General features: G+C 73.1%; 15 protein-coding genes. 6 read left to right on the forward strand and 9 right to left on the reverse strand.

What is annotated here, in order from left to right:
• Positions 1–9: 9 nt before the first annotated feature.
• From E5671_RS11190 to E5671_RS11200, 3 genes are all read right to left on the reverse strand, one after another.
• The gene (locus E5671_RS11190) at positions 10–903 is read right to left on the reverse strand and encodes a hypothetical protein (RefSeq protein WP_160503694.1); all 894 of its coding nucleotides are present in this window, start codon (positions 901–903) and stop codon (positions 10–12) included.
• Between the two features lie 55 nt (positions 904–958).
• Positions 959–2,485 carry a hypothetical protein gene (locus tag E5671_RS11195; protein ID WP_160503695.1) on the reverse strand — a complete coding sequence of 509 codons (1,527 nt, stop codon included), beginning with the start codon at positions 2,483–2,485 and terminating at the stop codon, positions 959–961.
• 80 nt (positions 2,486–2,565) lie between these two features.
• Complete coding sequence (locus tag E5671_RS11200; protein WP_443032785.1) at positions 2,566–3,270, reverse strand: GntR family transcriptional regulator; 705 nt, start codon at positions 3,268–3,270, stop codon at positions 2,566–2,568.
• Between the two features lie 184 nt (positions 3,271–3,454).
• On the opposite strand from E5671_RS11200, the gene E5671_RS11205 reads away from it, so the two are divergent.
• Genes E5671_RS11205 through E5671_RS11220 form a run of 4 tightly spaced genes read left to right on the forward strand, consistent with a single transcriptional unit; the run spans position 3,455 to position 7,039 of the window.
• Positions 3,455–4,756 (forward strand): MFS transporter, encoded by a 1,302-nt coding sequence (locus E5671_RS11205; RefSeq protein ID WP_160503697.1) that lies wholly within the window; start codon positions 3,455–3,457, stop codon positions 4,754–4,756.
• 17 nt (positions 4,757–4,773) lie between these two features.
• On the forward strand, positions 4,774–5,526 hold the full coding sequence (locus E5671_RS11210) for a 5-oxoprolinase subunit PxpA (RefSeq protein ID WP_160510122.1): 753 nt from the start codon (positions 4,774–4,776) through the stop codon (positions 5,524–5,526).
• Positions 5,523–6,173, forward strand: a complete 651-nt coding sequence (locus E5671_RS11215) for a carboxyltransferase domain-containing protein (protein ID WP_160503698.1) — start codon at positions 5,523–5,525, stop codon at positions 6,171–6,173. The genes E5671_RS11210 and E5671_RS11215 overlap by 4 nt, the downstream gene beginning before the upstream one ends.
• Positions 6,170–7,039, forward strand: a complete 870-nt coding sequence (locus E5671_RS11220; protein WP_160503699.1) for a biotin-dependent carboxyltransferase family protein — start codon at positions 6,170–6,172, stop codon at positions 7,037–7,039. Before E5671_RS11215 ends, E5671_RS11220 begins: the two co-directional genes overlap by 4 nt.
• 56 nt (positions 7,040–7,095) lie before the next feature.
• On the opposite strand, the gene E5671_RS11225 is transcribed toward E5671_RS11220, so the two are convergent.
• The 5 genes from E5671_RS11225 to E5671_RS11245 form a co-directional block, all read right to left on the reverse strand.
• Entirely contained in the window at positions 7,096–7,938 is an 843-nt protein-coding gene (locus E5671_RS11225) for a GDSL-type esterase/lipase family protein (RefSeq protein WP_160503700.1), read from the reverse strand.
• Positions 7,935–9,161, reverse strand: a complete 1,227-nt coding sequence (locus tag E5671_RS11230) for a glycosyltransferase (RefSeq protein WP_160503701.1) — start codon at positions 9,159–9,161, stop codon at positions 7,935–7,937. Before E5671_RS11230 ends, E5671_RS11225 begins: the two co-directional genes overlap by 4 nt.
• Entirely contained in the window at positions 9,158–10,288 is a 1,131-nt protein-coding gene (locus tag E5671_RS11235; protein ID WP_160503702.1) for a glycosyltransferase family 4 protein, read from the reverse strand. The genes E5671_RS11230 and E5671_RS11235 overlap by 4 nt, the downstream gene beginning before the upstream one ends.
• A 108-nt stretch (positions 10,289–10,396) precedes the next feature.
• Positions 10,397–11,815, reverse strand: a complete 1,419-nt coding sequence (locus tag E5671_RS11240) for a HEAT repeat domain-containing protein (RefSeq protein WP_160503703.1) — start codon at positions 11,813–11,815, stop codon at positions 10,397–10,399.
• A gap of 301 nt (positions 11,816–12,116) precedes the next feature.
• Positions 12,117–12,509: an ankyrin repeat domain-containing protein gene (locus E5671_RS11245; RefSeq protein WP_160503704.1), complete on the reverse strand. Its 393-nt coding sequence runs from the start codon at positions 12,507–12,509 to the stop codon at positions 12,117–12,119.
• Between the two features lie 298 nt (positions 12,510–12,807).
• On the opposite strand from E5671_RS11245, the gene E5671_RS11250 reads away from it, so the two are divergent.
• Complete coding sequence (locus E5671_RS11250; RefSeq protein ID WP_160503705.1) at positions 12,808–13,002, forward strand: hypothetical protein; 195 nt, start codon at positions 12,808–12,810, stop codon at positions 13,000–13,002.
• Positions 13,003–13,047: 45 nt separating this feature from the next.
• The gene (locus E5671_RS11255) at positions 13,048–14,667 is read left to right on the forward strand and encodes a hypothetical protein (protein WP_160503706.1); all 1,620 of its coding nucleotides are present in this window, start codon (positions 13,048–13,050) and stop codon (positions 14,665–14,667) included.
• Between the two features lie 41 nt (positions 14,668–14,708).
• Here E5671_RS11255 and E5671_RS11260 read toward each other — a convergent pair whose 3' ends face one another.
• Positions 14,709–16,208, reverse strand: coding sequence for an SCO1417 family MocR-like transcription factor (locus E5671_RS11260; RefSeq protein WP_160503707.1), 1,500 nt, complete (start codon positions 16,206–16,208; stop codon positions 14,709–14,711).
• Between the last annotated feature and the right edge of the window lie 9 nt (positions 16,209–16,217).

Consider the following 16,217-nt stretch of genomic DNA (forward strand, 5'->3'; position numbering starts at 1 on the left):
TCGGCGCGTTCAGGAGTGGAAGGGCAGGCCCGCGTCGGCGGCCAGCTCCAGATCGTCCGTCTCTTCGGGGGGCAACAGGGTCGCTGACCCGTCCGTGACGGGCACGATGCCGAGCTCCAGGAGCTCGGCCATGGCGGCGCCGCCCGCCATGTCGCGCACCTGGAGCTGATAGCGGGCGGTGGTGCGGTACGTGCCCCCGGAGTCGTCGCCCGTGCGCTGCAGGAACCCGGAGTCGGTGAGGAACGCGACGGCCTTGCCGATGATCCCGGTGGTCGACCCGGCGAGGCGGCGGGCGTCCTTGGTGGCGCCCGTCGAGCTGCGCCGGGCCCAGATCCGCCAGGCGGCCTCGAGGCCGGGGGCGTCGGTCTGCGGGTCGGAGTTCTCGCCCTGCTCCTCGGCGCGCTCCTCCAGGCGGTGGCAGGCCTGCCGTACGAAGGCGTCGACTCCATTGACCGTGACCCGGCCGATGTAGCCGTCGTCGGCGAGGTCCTCGGGGCGCGGGAACGCCAGGGCGGCGACGGCGAGATGGGCGAGGCCGTGCAGGAAGCGGTCGGTGGAGTCGGCGGCCGTACGGCGTGCGTAGTCGCCCATGCGGACGGCGAACACGGAGTCATCGGCGGCCGTCACTGCCATGCCCGCGCGCGGGGACACCTCCAGGACGACGAGCCCGAGCCCGGCGGCGACGGCGTCGGCGAGCCGCGCGAACGGCGGGTCCTCGCGGTACCGGCGCAGCAGCTCGGCGTACTCCTGGTCGCGGGCGGGCTGGAGCTTGGGCTGGAGCCCGAAGGCGACGAGGCGCGCGGCGTCGGCGGCGTCGGCCGGAGTGATGGCGGCGGTCGCGGCGGGCGCCGCCGATGCCTCCGGCTCGCCCCACGCGGTGTGCTCTGCGGGGTGCTCGGTCACGGCTTGTGCTCCTTGCGGCGGTCGTACGTGCGAGTCGTGCGGGTGTCGGGAGCGCTCACGCGGCCTCCGTCCGGCCGGCCGCCATGCCGGCGGCGTCGAGCAGCGCCATGCCCACGATGAGGTCGGCGCCGCCGAATTCCGGGTCGTCGAGTTCCGTGCCGTCGTCCACGGCGAACAGGAGCTTCTCCTCGCCCTGGCGGTAGGCGGTGCCGACCGGCGGGCTGGCCGCGTGGACGGCGAGGAGGGCGACCAGATAGGGCAGTTCGGTGTCGCGCCTGCGGGCGTCGGCGAGGAGGCCGGAGAGGCGCCGGGGTGCGTCGGCGGGCAGGTCGAGCAGCTCCATGGCGTCGGCGAGCTGCTCCTCGCTGAAGCGGCTGTCGTCGGGCGTGGCGATGAGGTCGGGCTCGGGCATCTCTATGCCGAGGTGCTCACGCTCCTGCGGCGGCGTGAGCAGTATGTCGACCAGGTCTCCGACACGGACGGACACGGGTGTGCGCAGTCCCGTCCCGCGCGCGAAGAACGCGCCGGTCACGCGGCTCGCCTGCTCTACCGGGAGCGGCAGGAGAGGGGCGACGAGCTGGCCGTACAGATCGAGGCCGGTCCGTGCGGTGGGCGTCGCGAAGGCCTGGCGGTCCTGCTCGGCGCGGAAGAGCGGGCCCGCTTCGAGGAGGCGGGACTGGAGCTGTGTGTGGCGGCGGATGCAGTCCTTGACGATGTCGACCAGCTCGGCGGCGCGGCGCTTGTGCTCGGGGTCCTCGGACTCGTCGCGCGCCTTGCGGATGTTCGTCAGGATGGCGTTCTCGTGGCGGTAGCGGTCGGCGACGTGGTCGAGCGCCTCCGCGATCATGTCAGGGACGGCCTGGAGCCAGTCCACCGCGCGGACGTTGCGCCGGGTCGCGTCCAGGGCCCTGCGGAGCGTCTCCGAATACTGCACCGTCCGATAGCGCGCCTGCTCCGCGGCGAGCTGGGCGTCGGCGAGGCGGCCACGGCTGATGAGCACCTCCAGCTTCACCTCGGCGGCGATCTGGGCGCTCGTGACGTCGGTGTCGAGGGCGCCCACGAGGACGTTGACCGCTTCGTCCGTCGTACGGAGATAGACACTCCCCCCGTACCCGGGCACCTCTTCGATCAGCTTGAAGTCGTAGTCCCTGCGCACATAGGTGCCGTCGGGCGCGAAGGTGCCGTACACCGCGCGGAAGCCGCGGTCGACGCTGCCGACGTTGATCAGGTTCTCCAGGACCCAGCGGGCCACGCGCTCGTGCTCGGCGACGGGGCGCCGTGGGGCCTGGGCTCCGACGCGCGGGAGCAGCCTGGCCACTATCTGCTCGTGGTCGGCGCCGGTGTCGAAGTCCATGTTCAGTGTGACGAGGTCGATGGCGGAGAGGGCCACTTCCGCCATCGCGTACACCGAGTACTCGCCCGCGAGGTTGGCCTTGCGCACGTCCAGGTCGTGCAGCGGCGCCGTGCAGGCGAGCGCGCGGAGCCGCCGCGCAAGCCCCTCGTCGGCGGCCGGGCCCGGAGCGGGCCTCGGCCCCGCGCTGAGCTGGGGCGGAACGGTGTCCGTAACGGCAGGCGAAGTCACGGTGCACAGACTAGATCCTCGGTCTGACAACGGTCGAAACGGCGCAGATCTGACAGCGCCCTTCCGGTGCCTGCCGGGGCTCAGCCGCCCGCCCGCTCGCCCTCCGCCACGCGCCGGCCGTAGACCTCGACGAGGCCGCGGCGCGAGTCGTCCAGGTAGAGCGCGAGCAGCCGCTCGGCCTCCGCGGCGTCCCCCTCCTGGAGGGTCTGCAGTATCTGCCAGTTGCGTACGAGGTACGGCTCGTGCAGCCGGCGCGGATCGTCCACCACGTGGAAGGCCAGGCGCAGTTCGGCGAAGACGCTGCGCATCACCTCGTCGGTGCGGGCGCTTCCGGCGAGCGCGACCAGCTCCCGGTGGAAGTGGATGTTGGCCGTGGAGACGCCCTTCCACTTGCGCTCGCGGGCCGCCTTCGTGCCGTCCGCGACGGCGCTCGCGAGTCCGTCGAGCGAGAAGGGCGGAGCGCCGAGGCCGCGGACGACCGCGCACTCCACGAGGCGCCGGGTGCGGTAGATGTCCTCGACGTCCTCGACCGTGAGAACTCGGACGAATACCCCGCGATTGAGCTGGTGGACCAGCAGTCGTTCGTGCGTGAGGAGACGGAAGGCCTCGCGCAGCGTGTTGCGCGAGACGCCGAGCGCGCCGCCGATGCTGTCCTCCGACAGGCGCGCCCCCGGCGGGAAGTAGCCCTCGGCGATGCGGCTCCGCAGGATGTCCGAGACCCGTTCCGCGGTGCTGGTGCGCCCCAGGAGCGCACGGTCGTCGACCAGTCCGCTCGCCTCAGCCATTCCCTCAGCCATGCCCGGATTCAATCGCAGATACAAGAACGAGACAACGTGGGTATTGAGGGATCGTTGAACGATCCTCTACGTTGTCGGGCACGGCCAAGCCCCCGCCCACGTCCCTCCCCCTGCCCACGAGCCCCACCCCTTGCCCGCTCCGCACCCTCCCTCCCCCTCCTGCGAGGTGCCCATGAGCACACCCCCGCCGCCCCAGACCCTGTCGACCGGCACCCCTCCCCTGGACAGCGAACCCCCGGCCGACAACGGCGCGTTCGGCTGGCTGCGCGCCCTCGGCCCGCGCGGACGCCGCGCCTTCGCGGGCGCTTTCGGCGGCTACGCCCTCGACTCCTACGACTACTTCACGCTGCCCCTGACCATGGTCGCGCTGGCCGCGTACTTCGGTCTGGACAGCGGCCAGACCGGCCTGCTCACCACGGTCACGCTGGTCGTCTCGGCGATAGGCGGCGCGGTCGCCGGGGTGGTCGCGGACCGGATCGGCCGGGTCAAGGCACTGATGATCACGGTCATCACGTACGCCGTCTTCACCGTCGCCTGCGGCTTCGCGCCCAACTACGAGACGCTGCTGGTCTTCCGCGCCCTCCAGGGCCTCGGCTTCGGCGGCGAGTGGGCGGTCGGCGCGATCCTGGTCGCCGAGTACGCCACCGCGAAGAACCGCGGCCGCACGCTCGGCGCGATCCAGAGCTCCTGGGCGGTCGGCTGGGCGCTCGCGGTGATCGTCTACACCCTGGTGTTCCAGTTCCTCGACGAGGACATCGCCTGGCGCGTGATGTTCTGGACGGGTGCGCTGCCCGCCCTGCTCGTCGTCTACGTACGCCGCAATGTGCACGATGCCCCGGAGGCGGCGGCCGAGCGGCAGAAGAGCGCGCACAAGGGGTCGTTCACGGCGATCTTCAAACCCGGTCTCCTGCGCATCACGCTCTTCGCGGTCCTGCTGTCCACCGGCGTACAGGGCGGCTACTACACGCTCGCCACCTGGGTGCCCACGTACCTGAAGACCGAGCGCGGACTCACGGTGGTCGGCACGGGCGGGTATCTCACGTTCCTGATCTCCGGTGCCTTCATCGGCTATCTGGCCGGGGGCTATCTCACCGACGTGCTCGGCCGCAAACGCAACATCACCCTCTTCGCGTTCCTCTCCGCGGCCAGCATCCTCGCCTACACGAACATCCCGGAGGGGGCCAACGGCCTTCTCCTTGTGCTCGGTTTCCCGCTCGGCTTCTGTATGTCGGCCATCTTCAGCGGCTTCGGTTCGTTCCTCAGCGAGCTCTACCCGGCCGCCGTGCGAGGCACGGGGCAGGGCTTCACGTACAACACCGGTCGCGCCGTGGGCGCCGTCTTCCCCACCATGGTCGGCTTCCTGGCCGACAGCTGGGGCGTGGGCGGTGCGCTGGTCTTCGGTGCGATCGGCTACGCCATCGCCGTACTCGCGCTGTTCGGGCTGCCCGAGACGCGCGGGAAGGAGCTGGTGTGAGCCCCTCGGCCGACGCCGTGATCGATCTGAACGCCGACCTCGGCGAGGGCTTCGGCCACTGGCGGCTGACCGATGACGAGGGGCTGCTCTCCGTCGTCACCAGCGCCAATGTGGCCTGCGGCTTCCACGCCGGGGACGCGGCCACCATGCGCCGCGTGTGCGAGCAGGCCGCCGAACGCGGGGTGCGGATCGGCGCCCAGGTCTCCTACCGCGACCTGGCGGGCTTCGGGCGCCGCTCCATGGACGTCCCCGCCGATGAACTGGCGGCCGAAGTGGCGTACCAGATCGGCGCCCTGGAGGTCTTCGCGCGGGCGGCCGGCACGCGCGTGTCGTACGTGAAGCCGCACGGCGCGCTCTACAACCGCGTCGTCCACGACGAGGACCAGGCGCGCGCCGTCGTCGAGGGGGTCCTTCTGGCGGATGACGGGCTGCCCGTCCTCGGGCTGCCCCGATCGCGCTTCCTGGAGGTGGCCGACAAGGCCGGCCTTCCCGTCGTCACCGAGGCGTTCGCCGACCGGGCGTACACCCCGGAAGGGACGCTCGTCCCGCGCGGCAGCGAGGGTGCCGTCATCACGCAGGCGGAAGCCGTCGTCGAACGCTCCGTGGGCATGGCCCGGTTCGGGGCCGTCACCGCGCAGGACGGCCGGCGGATCGACGTCCGCGCGCGCTCGCTGTGCCTGCACGGCGACACCCCGGGGGCGGTGGCCCTGGCCCGGCAGGTCCGGGCACGCCTCGAAGCGGCGGGCGTCCGGGTGGAGGCCTTCGCGTGAGGGTGCTTCCGGTCGGCGACCTGGCGCTGCTCGTGGAACTCGCCGACGGCGACGAGGCGCAGGCGCTCCACGCCGAGCTGCTGCGCCGCAGGGCCGCCGGCCTGATCCGCGTACGGGAGATCGTGCCCGCGGCCCGCACGGTGCTCCTGGACGGCCTTGACGACCCCGGCCGCGTCGGCGCGGATCTTGCCGCCCTGGAGATCCCGCCTCTCTCCGCACGCGCGGAGGAGGTACGGGAGATTCCGGTCCGCTACGACGGGCCCGATCTGGCGGACGTGGCAGCGCACTGGGGGGTGCCGGTGGCGGAGGTGGCGCGGATCCACGCGACGACCGAATTCCGGGTCGCCTTCTGCGGGTTCGCCCCTGGCTTCGGCTATCTCACCGGGCTGCCGGAGCGCTACGACGTGCCTCGCCGGGCCACGCCGCGTACGAGCGTCCCGGCCGGCAGCGTCGCCCTGGCGGGGCCGTACACGGGGGTGTATCCGCGCGCCTCGCCCGGCGGCTGGCAGCTGATCGGCACGACCGATGCCGTGCTGTGGGACCACGCGCGCGTGCCTGCCGCGCTGCTCACGCCGGGGGTGCGGGTGCGCTTCGTGCCCCGCTCGTTCGGGATCCGCTCGTTCGGGCCGGGCTCGGAGGCACGATGACGGACCGTGCCTTCGCTGTCGTACGGTCCGGGGCGCTGACCACCGTGCAGGACCAGGGCCGCCCCGGTCACGCGCATCTCGGGGTGCCGCGCTCCGGGGCCCTCGATCCGGCCGCGGCCCGCCTCGCCAACCGCCTCGTCGGTAATCCGTCCGACGCCGCCGTCCTGGAGACCACCCTCAACGGCTGCTCCGTGCGACCGCGTTGTGCGGTCACGGTGGCGGTCGTGGGCGCGCCCTGCGCGGTGACGGTCGACGGCCGCCCGGCGGCGTGGGGGGCGCCCGTGCGGGTACCGGCCGGTGCGCTGCTCGACGTCGGAGCGGCCGTCTCCGGAGTACGTTGCTATGTCGCGTTCGGCGGCGGGGTGACCGTCGAACCGGTGCTCGCCAGCCGCTCAACGGACCTGCTCTCCGGGCTCGGCCCACCGCCGCTCGCGGACGGAACCGTCATCCCTCTGGGGAGCGCTGCCGCGCCCCACGCGCGCGTGGACACCGCCCCGCACCCCGCGCCGCCCCGCGAGCTGATCCTGAGGGTGACGCCAGGACCGCGCGCCGACTGGTTCACTCCCTCTGCCGTGCGCACGCTGACCACGCGCGCGTACCGCGTGTCCTCGGCGAGCAACCGCATCGGCCTGCGCACCGAAGGGCCGTCCCTGGAGCGGGCATTCACCGATGAACTCCCCAGCGAGGGCATGGTCATCGGCGCCGTCCAGGTACCGCCGGACGGCCTGCCCGTGGTGTTCCTCGCCGATCACCCGACGACCGGCGGCTATCCGGTGATCGCGGTGGTCAGGGAGGCCGACCTGGCCGGTGCGGCGCAGGCCGTGCCCGGGACGCCGCTCCGTTTCGTCCCGGCGGCACGGCGCTGAGGACTCCTGAGGACTCCTGAGCTCTGCTGAGGTCTCCTCAGATCTCCTGAAGTCTCCTACGCCGCGTCCGGCTGCTCGGCCGCGGTGAGTGCGGCGAGGGCCGCCGTCACCGCGTGCGTGGCGCTCAGGTCGAGCCGGGCGCTGCTGCCCCGCACCTGATGACGTACCTCGTCGGCAGCGAGGGTGAGCAGCTGGGGCAGCAGATCCGTGCACCGGCGCGCCACCCAGCCGGTCCCCGCGGTGGCCAGCCACAGCAGGCTCGCCGACCGGGTGGGCGACGGCAGTTGGGGCTCGCACGAGGGCGGACTGCCCGCCGCGAGGCCCCGGGCCGCGAGCAACGCGTGGAAGCGGGCGGCGACGAGACGGTGGCCCCGCTCGCCGGGGTGCAGCCGGTCCGCGCTCCACAGGGTGCGGTCGGCCACCCACTCGTCCTCCGCGAGGTGCAGGTGGACGGCGCCGTAGCGCTCGGACAGCGCGTGTACGACGGCGTTGACTGCGCGTTGCCGCCTGGCCAGTGGACGGGCCAGCGCCCCCGGGAGGCCGAGCATGGCCCCGGGGTCGGGAAGGCAGGCGGTGAGCAGCTGGGCTCCTTGCTGTGCGCAGGCGCCGTAGATCTCGTCCAGCCGCGCGGCCACGGCACGGATGTCGAACGTACAGCGGAGGGTGTCGTTGACGCCGACGACTACGGAGACCAGGTCGGGCCGCAGCTTCAGCGCCTCGGGCAGCTGCCGGTTCAGCACGTCCGAGGTCTGGGCTCCGCTGACGGCGACGTTGTGGAACTCGACGTCACCGCAGGACGGGGCGAGCAGCGCGGCCCACCCCCGCCACCCCTCCCCCACGGGGTCCCCGATACCCTCGGTGAGGGAGTCCCCCATGGCGACGAAACGCAGCGGCTTCACGAGGCACGTCCCTCGCGGGAAGCATGCCCGCCGCCAGGAGCTCCGGCTCCGAGCCCCGCCTCATGCGCCCCCAAGAACGCCGCGACCGCCCCCTCCCACCCGAAGCACTCCGCACGCGCGCGTGCCGTCTCCCTGCGGGCATGCTCCGGGCGAGCCAGGAGAGCCTGGGCGGCGGTCGCGAACGCCTCGCCGCTGTCCGTCGCCACCGCGCCCGCACCGCCCACGATCTCCGGAAGCGCCGACGACGCGCTGGCCACCACCGGCGTACCGCACGCCAGCGCCTCCAGGGCCGCGAGCCCGAACGTCTCGCAGGGGCCGGGAGCGAGGCAGACGTCAGCCGTGGCCTGCAGTGCCCCCAGGGCAGCACGGTCCGCGAGGTGCCCCAGGAACGTCACGGGCAACCGCCGGTCGCGCGCCCGCAGTTCGAGACGGGCACGCAGCGGCCCGTCCCCCGCCACCACAAGGACCGCCGGAACACCCCGGCCGCGGAGCGCCTCCAGGGCGTCCAGCGCCGTACCCGGCCGTTTCTCCACGGACAGCCGGGAGCAGAGCACAAGGAGCACCTCGCCCACTCGCGCGTGGCGGGCACGCACGCGTGGATCACGCAGGCCCGGACGGCTGCCCACGAGGTCCACACCGAGTGGCGCGCGGACGACATTGCGCGCCCCGATGCGGACGAACTCACGCTCGGCCCACTCCGTGGTGCACACGACCCGCGCATAGGCGTGCGCGGTACGGGAGTTGAGGGCGTCGGCCGCACGCAGGGCGGCCTGCTCGGGCATGCCCCAGGAGCTGAGGACGCCGTGCGCCGTCTCGTGGGAGACCATCACGGCCGGGATCCTGCGGTGCCTGGCCCAGGCGCCGGTCCAGCGCAGGGTCGTGCGGTCGGAGACCTCGATGCGGTCGGGGGCCAGGCGTTCGAGGACCCGGGCCACCCTTCGGCGGTCCGTGAGGACGCGGTAGCCACCGGTGCCGGGCAGCAACGGGCCCGGCAGGGTCACGATGCGGCCCTGGTCGGTGTCACGGATCCCGGCCCGCTCGCCGGGCACGATCAGTACGGGCTCGTGCCCGACCGCGCGGTAGCCGCGCCCCAGCTCCCGCAGCGCGGTGCGCAGTCCGCCCGACGAAGGGGCGACGAAGTTCGCGAGCCGCACGATGCGCAGCGCATCGGAACGCGGCCCGCCGGGCCGCACCGTGGACTCCCTGTAGAGGGCCGCCCTCATGCCGCCACCGCCGTCCGCGCGGCGAGCACCTCGGCGTAGTGGTCGACGAGCTGCTCGCCCACCGCCTCCCAGGTCCGCCCCTCGACGGCCGCGCGCCCGGCCCTGCCGTACGCGGCGCGCAGCCCCGGATCGGCGGCGAGCGCCCAGACCGCGTCACGGACCGCGAGGGCGTCCTGGGGCGGCACCAGGACTCCGGTGCGGCCGGGCAGGACGAGGTCGAGCGGTCCTCCCGCGGCGGGCGCGACCACCGGCACACCGCTGGCCATGGCCTCCTGCACGGTCTGGCAGAACGTCTCGTAGGGGCCGGTGTGCACGAAGAGGTCCAACGAGGCGAAGATCCGGGCGAGTTCGCTCCCGGTGCGGCGCCCCAGCATGACGGCGCCCGGCAGGGCCGCCCGCACGGAGGCCTCGCTGGGCCCGTCGCCGACGACGACGAGCCGCACGCCTTCCAGGGCGCACACCCCGGCAAGGAGTTCGACCTGCTTCTCGGGAGCGAGACGCCCTACGTAGCCGACGATCAGCTCACCGTTCGGCGCCAGTTCACGGCGTACCGCCTCATCCCGAAGGGAGGGCCCGAACCGGGCGGTGTCCACACCGCGTGGCCACAGCCGCACCCGTGGCACCCCGTGCGTCACGAGATCGCGCAGGGCGGCGGATGACGGGGCGAGGGTGCGGTCGGCCGCGGCGTGGACGGCGCGGATGCGGCGCCAGGCTGTGGACTCCCCCATCCCCATGTACGTACGGGCGTAGCCGCCCAGATCCGTCTGGTAGACGGCGACGGCGGGTATGCCCAGGCGCGCGGCGGCCGCCATGCCGCGCACGCCGAGGACGAACGGGCTGGCCAGATGGACGACTTCGGCCCGGTGCGCGCTCAGCGCAGCCGACAGCCGGCGGCTGGGCAGCGCCACCCTGACCTGCGGATATCCGGGAAGGGGCAGGGAGGGGACGCGGATGACGGGGCAGGGCGCACTGGCATCGGCTGCGGCGTCCGCCCCAGCCGCGGGGGCCGGGGCGATGACCAGGGGGTCGTGACCGCGGGCGGCGAGCTGCCGGGCGGTCTGCAGGGCGCAGTGCGCCACGCCGTTGACGTCGGGAGGGAAGGATTCGGTGACGATGACGACACGCATACCCGTGTTGTCGTCGCGCGGGGCGTGGTCACGTCAACGTGGATCTTTCCTGGCGAGGAACGTCCCATGAGCGTTCCCCTCCGCGCGCCCCCGGAGAGGGCGCGCCGGCTATACCTCGGCCGCGTCGGGGCCGATTCTGCTCCGTACCGCCGTCTGTACCTCGTCCTCCTCGGCGGGGTCAGCGGCGAGCCTTCTGAGCTGGGTGACCACGCGGGCGTCGCCGGTCTCGGCGTGCCGTGCGGCGACCTCGCGGGTGGACTCCTCGCAGTCCCACAGGCATTCGACGGCGAATCCGGCGGCGAAGGAGGGGTCGGTGGCGGCGAGCGCGCGGGCCGCGCGGCCGCGCAGGTGGGACGAGGCGGTCTCGCGGTAGACGTGGCGAAGGACGGGGGCCGCGCAGGCGATGCCGAGCCGTCCGGCGCCGTCGACGAGTGTCCAGAGGGTCGGCGCGTCCGGGCCTTCGCCGCGGACGGCTTCGCGGAGCGCGGCGAGCACGAGCTTGCTGTCCTGGGCGCCGCCTCTGCAGGCGAGCACCCGTCCGGCGGCGGCGCCGAGCGCGTCGGGCCGCTGGACCCAGCGGCGGGCCCGCTCCACGGCGGCGACGCTGCGCATCCGCTCGAAGGCCTCGGCCGCGGCGTCCACGACGGCCCGTGACGGGCTCTCCACCCCGAACTCGATCAGGTTGAACACATCGGGATCGTGGGCGTCGGCGAGGTAGCGCAGGGCCGTGCCGCGCGCCCCGTCGGAGCCGTTGCGGGCGGCTTCCAGGATCTCGGCGCGGTCGTCGGGCCCGGCGACCGCGCTCAGGCAGCGGGCGGCGGGCACGTGCAGGACGGCGCCGCGTTCGAGCCCTTCCTGTGCCCAGTCGAAGACGGCCTGGACGCTCCAGCCGGGACGTGGCCCCGATGGCCGCATCTGTCGCTGCCAGCGGTCGAAGGAGCCCTGTTCCCGTGCGGCTCTCACGCGCTTGCCGACGGCATCCCGGGGGTCCTCCTCCCACAGCCGCCAGGGCCGTGGTTCGTAGGCGTCGCGCACGGCGGCGGCCAGTTCGGCCTCGCCCTCCGCGTCCGAGGGGAATCTGGCGAGCACGGGCACGGCGAGGGCCCGCAGGCCCGCGTCGTCGTCCCGCAGCGCCAGTTCGTCCAGGGCCCAGGCCCAGTTGGCGCCGAACGCCGCGTACCGCCGCAGCAGTTCGAGGGCGTCGTGCCTGCCGTACGAGGCGAGGTGCCCCAGGACCGCGAGCGCGAGCCCGGTGCGTGAGTCGTCCGTGTTCAGGACGTCCTCGGCATCGAAGAGATGCCGCTCGATCTCCTCGATCCCGCCGCGGAGATCGAGGTAGAGGCGGGCGTAGTAGAGGGAGCGGTTCTCCACCTGCCAGTCGTGGCGTGGGTCGTGGAGCACGCAGGTCTCGAGGGCGGCGAGCGCCTCTGAGCGGGGTGCGGTGAGTGCGTGCAGCGTGCCGTCGCCGCGGCCCCGCTGCAGCAGGCCGAGCAGCGTACCGCTGGGCGCTATGACCGGATCGAACATGGGAAACAGCCTCACATCAAGCGTCGACGCAACCGGGAATCGTGAATTACCTGGCCGTGCGCCAACACGTCGGGCCGCCCGCCGTCTCTTGCTTGTTGTAGACCATCTTCCTCTGCCTCTCGTCGGTGGCCCCTGGGGTCCCGGACGGGAGGTCCGGGGGCGGGCCGTTCACGGTCCGCGCGGTGCGGCAACATCTGCCCCGCCGTCGCGTCCGTAAATCACGTCGTCATGATGACCCAGCGGTTCAGCCCGCCGCGACCACATTTCCAGCGCCCCCGTTGTTGCTGGTCAGGTACCCCGTTCAGGCGGCTCCGAACAGCTCGAGCAGCTCCGTCTTGGCGAACATCCTGGCGGTGTCCACCGCCGACGGCGTGCCCGCGGCAGGATCCGCGCCTCCGTCGAGCAGCGCCCGGATCACGGCGTCCTCGCCCTTGAAGACGGCGCCCGCGAGCGGAGTCTGCCCCCGGTCGTTGGCACGGTTGGCGTCACCGCCCCGCTCCAGGAGGGCGCGGACGGCGTCCGCGTGGCCGTGGTAGGCGGCGAGCATCACGAGCGAGTCGCCGCTGTCGTTCGTGAGGTTGGCCGGAACGCCGGCGTCCACGTACGCGGCGAGGGCCGCGGTGTCGCCCTGGCGCGCCAGATCGAAGATCTTGGTCGCCAGCTCCACGACTTCCGGGTCGGGGGCTTCGCTCATGGACCAGACCGCCTTTCGACTGCGGGGTGACTCGGAGGGGCCGTACGGCGCCGAGTGCAGCCGTACGAGTGAATCGACAGGGTACTGCCCGTCCGGGTACATGACGGGGCGCGCCCGCGGCAAAGATCACGGAGGCACCCGGACGCTCTTCGAACCCGCGCTCGGACGGCCAAGGAAGCCTCCACCATTCGAGGGAAATTCAGGAAAATTCCCCCATTTGCACCTTTTATCGTATGGATACATGCTGTGAACCTGGAACAACTCATGGTGACTGTCCCCACCAACCAGGAGAACCGTCATGATCCTTTCCATCTCGGGCGTCGTGCTGCTCGGCATCATCGTCTTCCTGTTCTTCCGCAAGGACGGCCTCAAGGCGTCCCACGCGGTGGTCTGCGCACTCTTCGGCTTCTTCATGGCGGGCACCGCAATCGCTCCGAGCATCAAGGCCGGCAGCGCGAGCCTGGCGAGCCTCCTCGGCGGGATCAAGTTCTGACGCCTCCTCCCCCCTGTCGTACGTCCGCACCACCTGGAGACTGACGTGGCCCGGCGCCCCCTCCCCCGCATCCTGAGCAACGGCACCGCCTCGATCGCCCGGAGCCGGGAGTTCGCACGGTCGGCCGCCGACAGCGCCACCGACGTCCTCCACCCGCTGATCACGATCACTCGTGGACTGCGCCGGCTGGCAGTGGCCGGGCGGCGCAAGTGGGCCGACACCCCCAAGGACAAGCGCGGCCCGCTGATGTTCCTCGTGGCCTCCGTCGTCCTGGTCGTGGCCCTCATGCCGTACGGTCCACTGCTCGCCGCCATCTGCCTGATGGCGGCCGCCGCGTGGACCGGCAGGGAACGGACGGAGCCCGCGCCCACGGGCCCCGACGAGGCACAGACCCAGCGCCTGCAGTCCCTCTACGAAGCGCTCGTGCCGTACTTCTCCGTCCCCGAGGACCCGGCGCCGCTCTTCGCGCACGGTGGCGAGTGGGACAAGGCCCTCACGTCGTACGAGTTCGACGACGACGGACGTGTCTCCCATCTGGTGGTGCGCTACCCCGCGTACTTCACGGACGGCGAGGCCGAATCCCGTACGCGGATCGAGCAGTTGCTGCACGCCAAGTCGGGGCGCGGCCGTGAGTACCACTTCGAGTGGGACGAGGAGGGCAACCAGCTCACGGTGCACGTGCTGCCCCCGCTGCCCACCGACATCGCGGCCCAGCGGTTCGTCACCGCCCCCGGCGAGACCGTGCTCGGCTTCACCGACCCCACCGGCGTCCAGCGCACCCTCCCCGTGGCGGACGGCGACGCACAGCGCGACGTGCCCCCCGTCGTCTGGCGCACCGGCCCCCGCTCCACCGAACCGCACCTCCTGGTGGTCGGCGAACCCGGCAGCGGCACCACCACCCTGCTGCGCTCCATCGCCCTCCAGGCCCTCCTGCACGGCGACGTCCTGATCGTCGAGGGCAGCGGCATCGGCGACTACGCCTGCCTGACCGGACGTGACGGCGTCCTGGCCATCGAGTGCGGACTCGCCGGGGCCCTGGCCAGCCTGGAGTGGGCGGCGCACGAGACGGAGCGCCGCCTGATCTCCGCCAACCGCGCCCGGCAGGCGGGCCACCCCGCCCCGGAGGACACGAAGCGCCCCCTGTGGATCCTCATGGACCGCCCCAGCGTGCTCGGTCACCTCGCGGCGGCGGACGGCCGCAAGGACCCTCAGTCGCTGCTCCAGGTGCCGCTGCGGCACGGCAGGGCGGCCAATGTCACGGTCGTCGTGGCCGACCAGTTCGACAGCCTGGACTCCCTGAGCGACCCCGTGCGCCAGCACACACGCGCGCGCGTGGTCCTAGGCCCCACGACGCTCGACCAGGTCGAGGACATCCTCGGGGTGCCGCCGCGCACGACGCCCACGTCCGACGTCCCGCCCGGCCGCGGCTACGCCCGGCTCGGCACGGGCCCGGTGCACCGGCTCCAGGTGCCCGCCACGCCCGATCCGTACGACGACGCGACGAGCGAGGCGCACCGGCAGGCGGTGACGGAGCTGCTGCCCGCGCGGAGCACCCCCGCCGACGCCGGAACGGGCACAGAGGTCGCCCCCGATGCCGATGCCGAAGCCGACACCGCGGCGACGAAACCGGGCCCGCAACCGGAGCCCGTGCCCGCCGAAGGCTGACGCCTCCCGTAAGCCTGGGCGCCTCCCGTAAGCCCGGGCGCTCAGGCCACGAAGGCCCTCGGCGTCTCCACGCCCGCACCGGCCCCTGTCTCCACCAGACGCGCGGCCGCGGCCAGGCGCACCGCCGCCTCTTCGGCCACCGCGCCTCCCACGGTGAACGGCAGCCGCACATACCCCTCGAAGGCTCCGTCCACGCCGAAGCGCGGCCCTGACGGGACCCTGACCCCCACCCGCTCGCCCACCTCGGCGAGGCGGGAGCCGGAGAGGCCGCCCGCGCGCGCCCACAGGGTGAGGCCGCCCGCCGGTACCGCGAACTCCCAGCCGGGCAACTCGCGGCGGACGGCGGCGACCAACGCGTCGCGGTTCTCGCGGGCCTGGGCCCTGCGCACCTGCACGGCCGACTCCCAGCCGCCGGTGCTCAGGAGCCAGTTCACGGCCAGCTGTTCCAGTACGGGGGTGCCCAGGTCGGCGTACGCGCGCGCCGAGATCAGGCTGCGGATCACGTCGGGCGCGGCCCGCACCCAGCCGATGCGCATGCCCGCCCAGAAGGCCTTGCTGGCCGAGCCGACGGTGATGACGGTCGAGCCCGCGGGGTCGAAGCCGCAGACGGGGCGCGGCATCGTCAGGTCGTCGTCGAGCTGAAGCTCGATCATGGTCTCGTCGACGACGAGGACCGTTCCCGCGGAGCGCGCGGCGTCGACGAGCTTGCGCCTCTGGTCCTCGTCGGCGAGCGCGCCCGTGGGGTTGTGGAAGTCCGCGACCACGTAGGCGAGCCGGGGCGCCGCGTCGCGCAGCACCTGCCGCCAGCGGTCCATGTCCCAGCCTTCGAGCCCCTCGGACATGGCGACGGGGACCAGGCGGGCGCCCGTCTCGCGCATGAGCTGGAGGATGTTGGCGTACGACGGGGACTCGACCGCGATGCGTTCGCCGCGCGGTGCGAACAGGTGGCAGATCGCGTCGATGGCGCCCATCGCGCCGGTCGTGACCATGATCTGTTCGGGCATCGTCGGGATGCCGCGTGCGGTGTAGCGCTCGGCGAGCATCTGGCGCAGCGCGGGCAGCCCTGCCGGGAAGTCGCCGTGCGTGTGCGCGTACGGAGGCAGTTCCTCCAGGGCGCCCTGGACGGCGCGGGTGAGCCAGGGCTCCGGGGCGGGCAGTGCCGCGCAGCCCAGGTCGATCATGGAGCCGAGCGCCTCGGGCGGCAGGGGTTCAAGGCCGCGCGCGGGCAGGGGGTTGCCGGCCGGGACTGCGGTCCAACTGCCCGCTCCCCTGCGGGACTCCAGGAAGCCTTCGGCGCGCAGCGCTTCGTACGCGGCCGCGACCGTGGTCCGGCTGACGACGAGGGAGGCGGCCAGTTCGCGCTCGGCGGGCAGCCGCGCGGCGACCGGGACGCGGCCTTCGAGGACGAGCATGCGGATGCCGTCGGCGAGGGCGCGGTAGGCGGGCGGGCGGCGCGTGCCGGGGCCCGCGGGGCGCGTCTGCTGAGAGGTGAGCAGCCGGGCGAGCTGTGTCGAGCCCACCGCCGAAGTCCACTGAGCCATGATTCCCAG

Source organism: Streptomyces sp. BA2, assembly GCF_009769735.1.
Classification (GTDB): Bacteria; Actinomycetota; Actinomycetes; order Streptomycetales; family Streptomycetaceae; genus Streptomyces.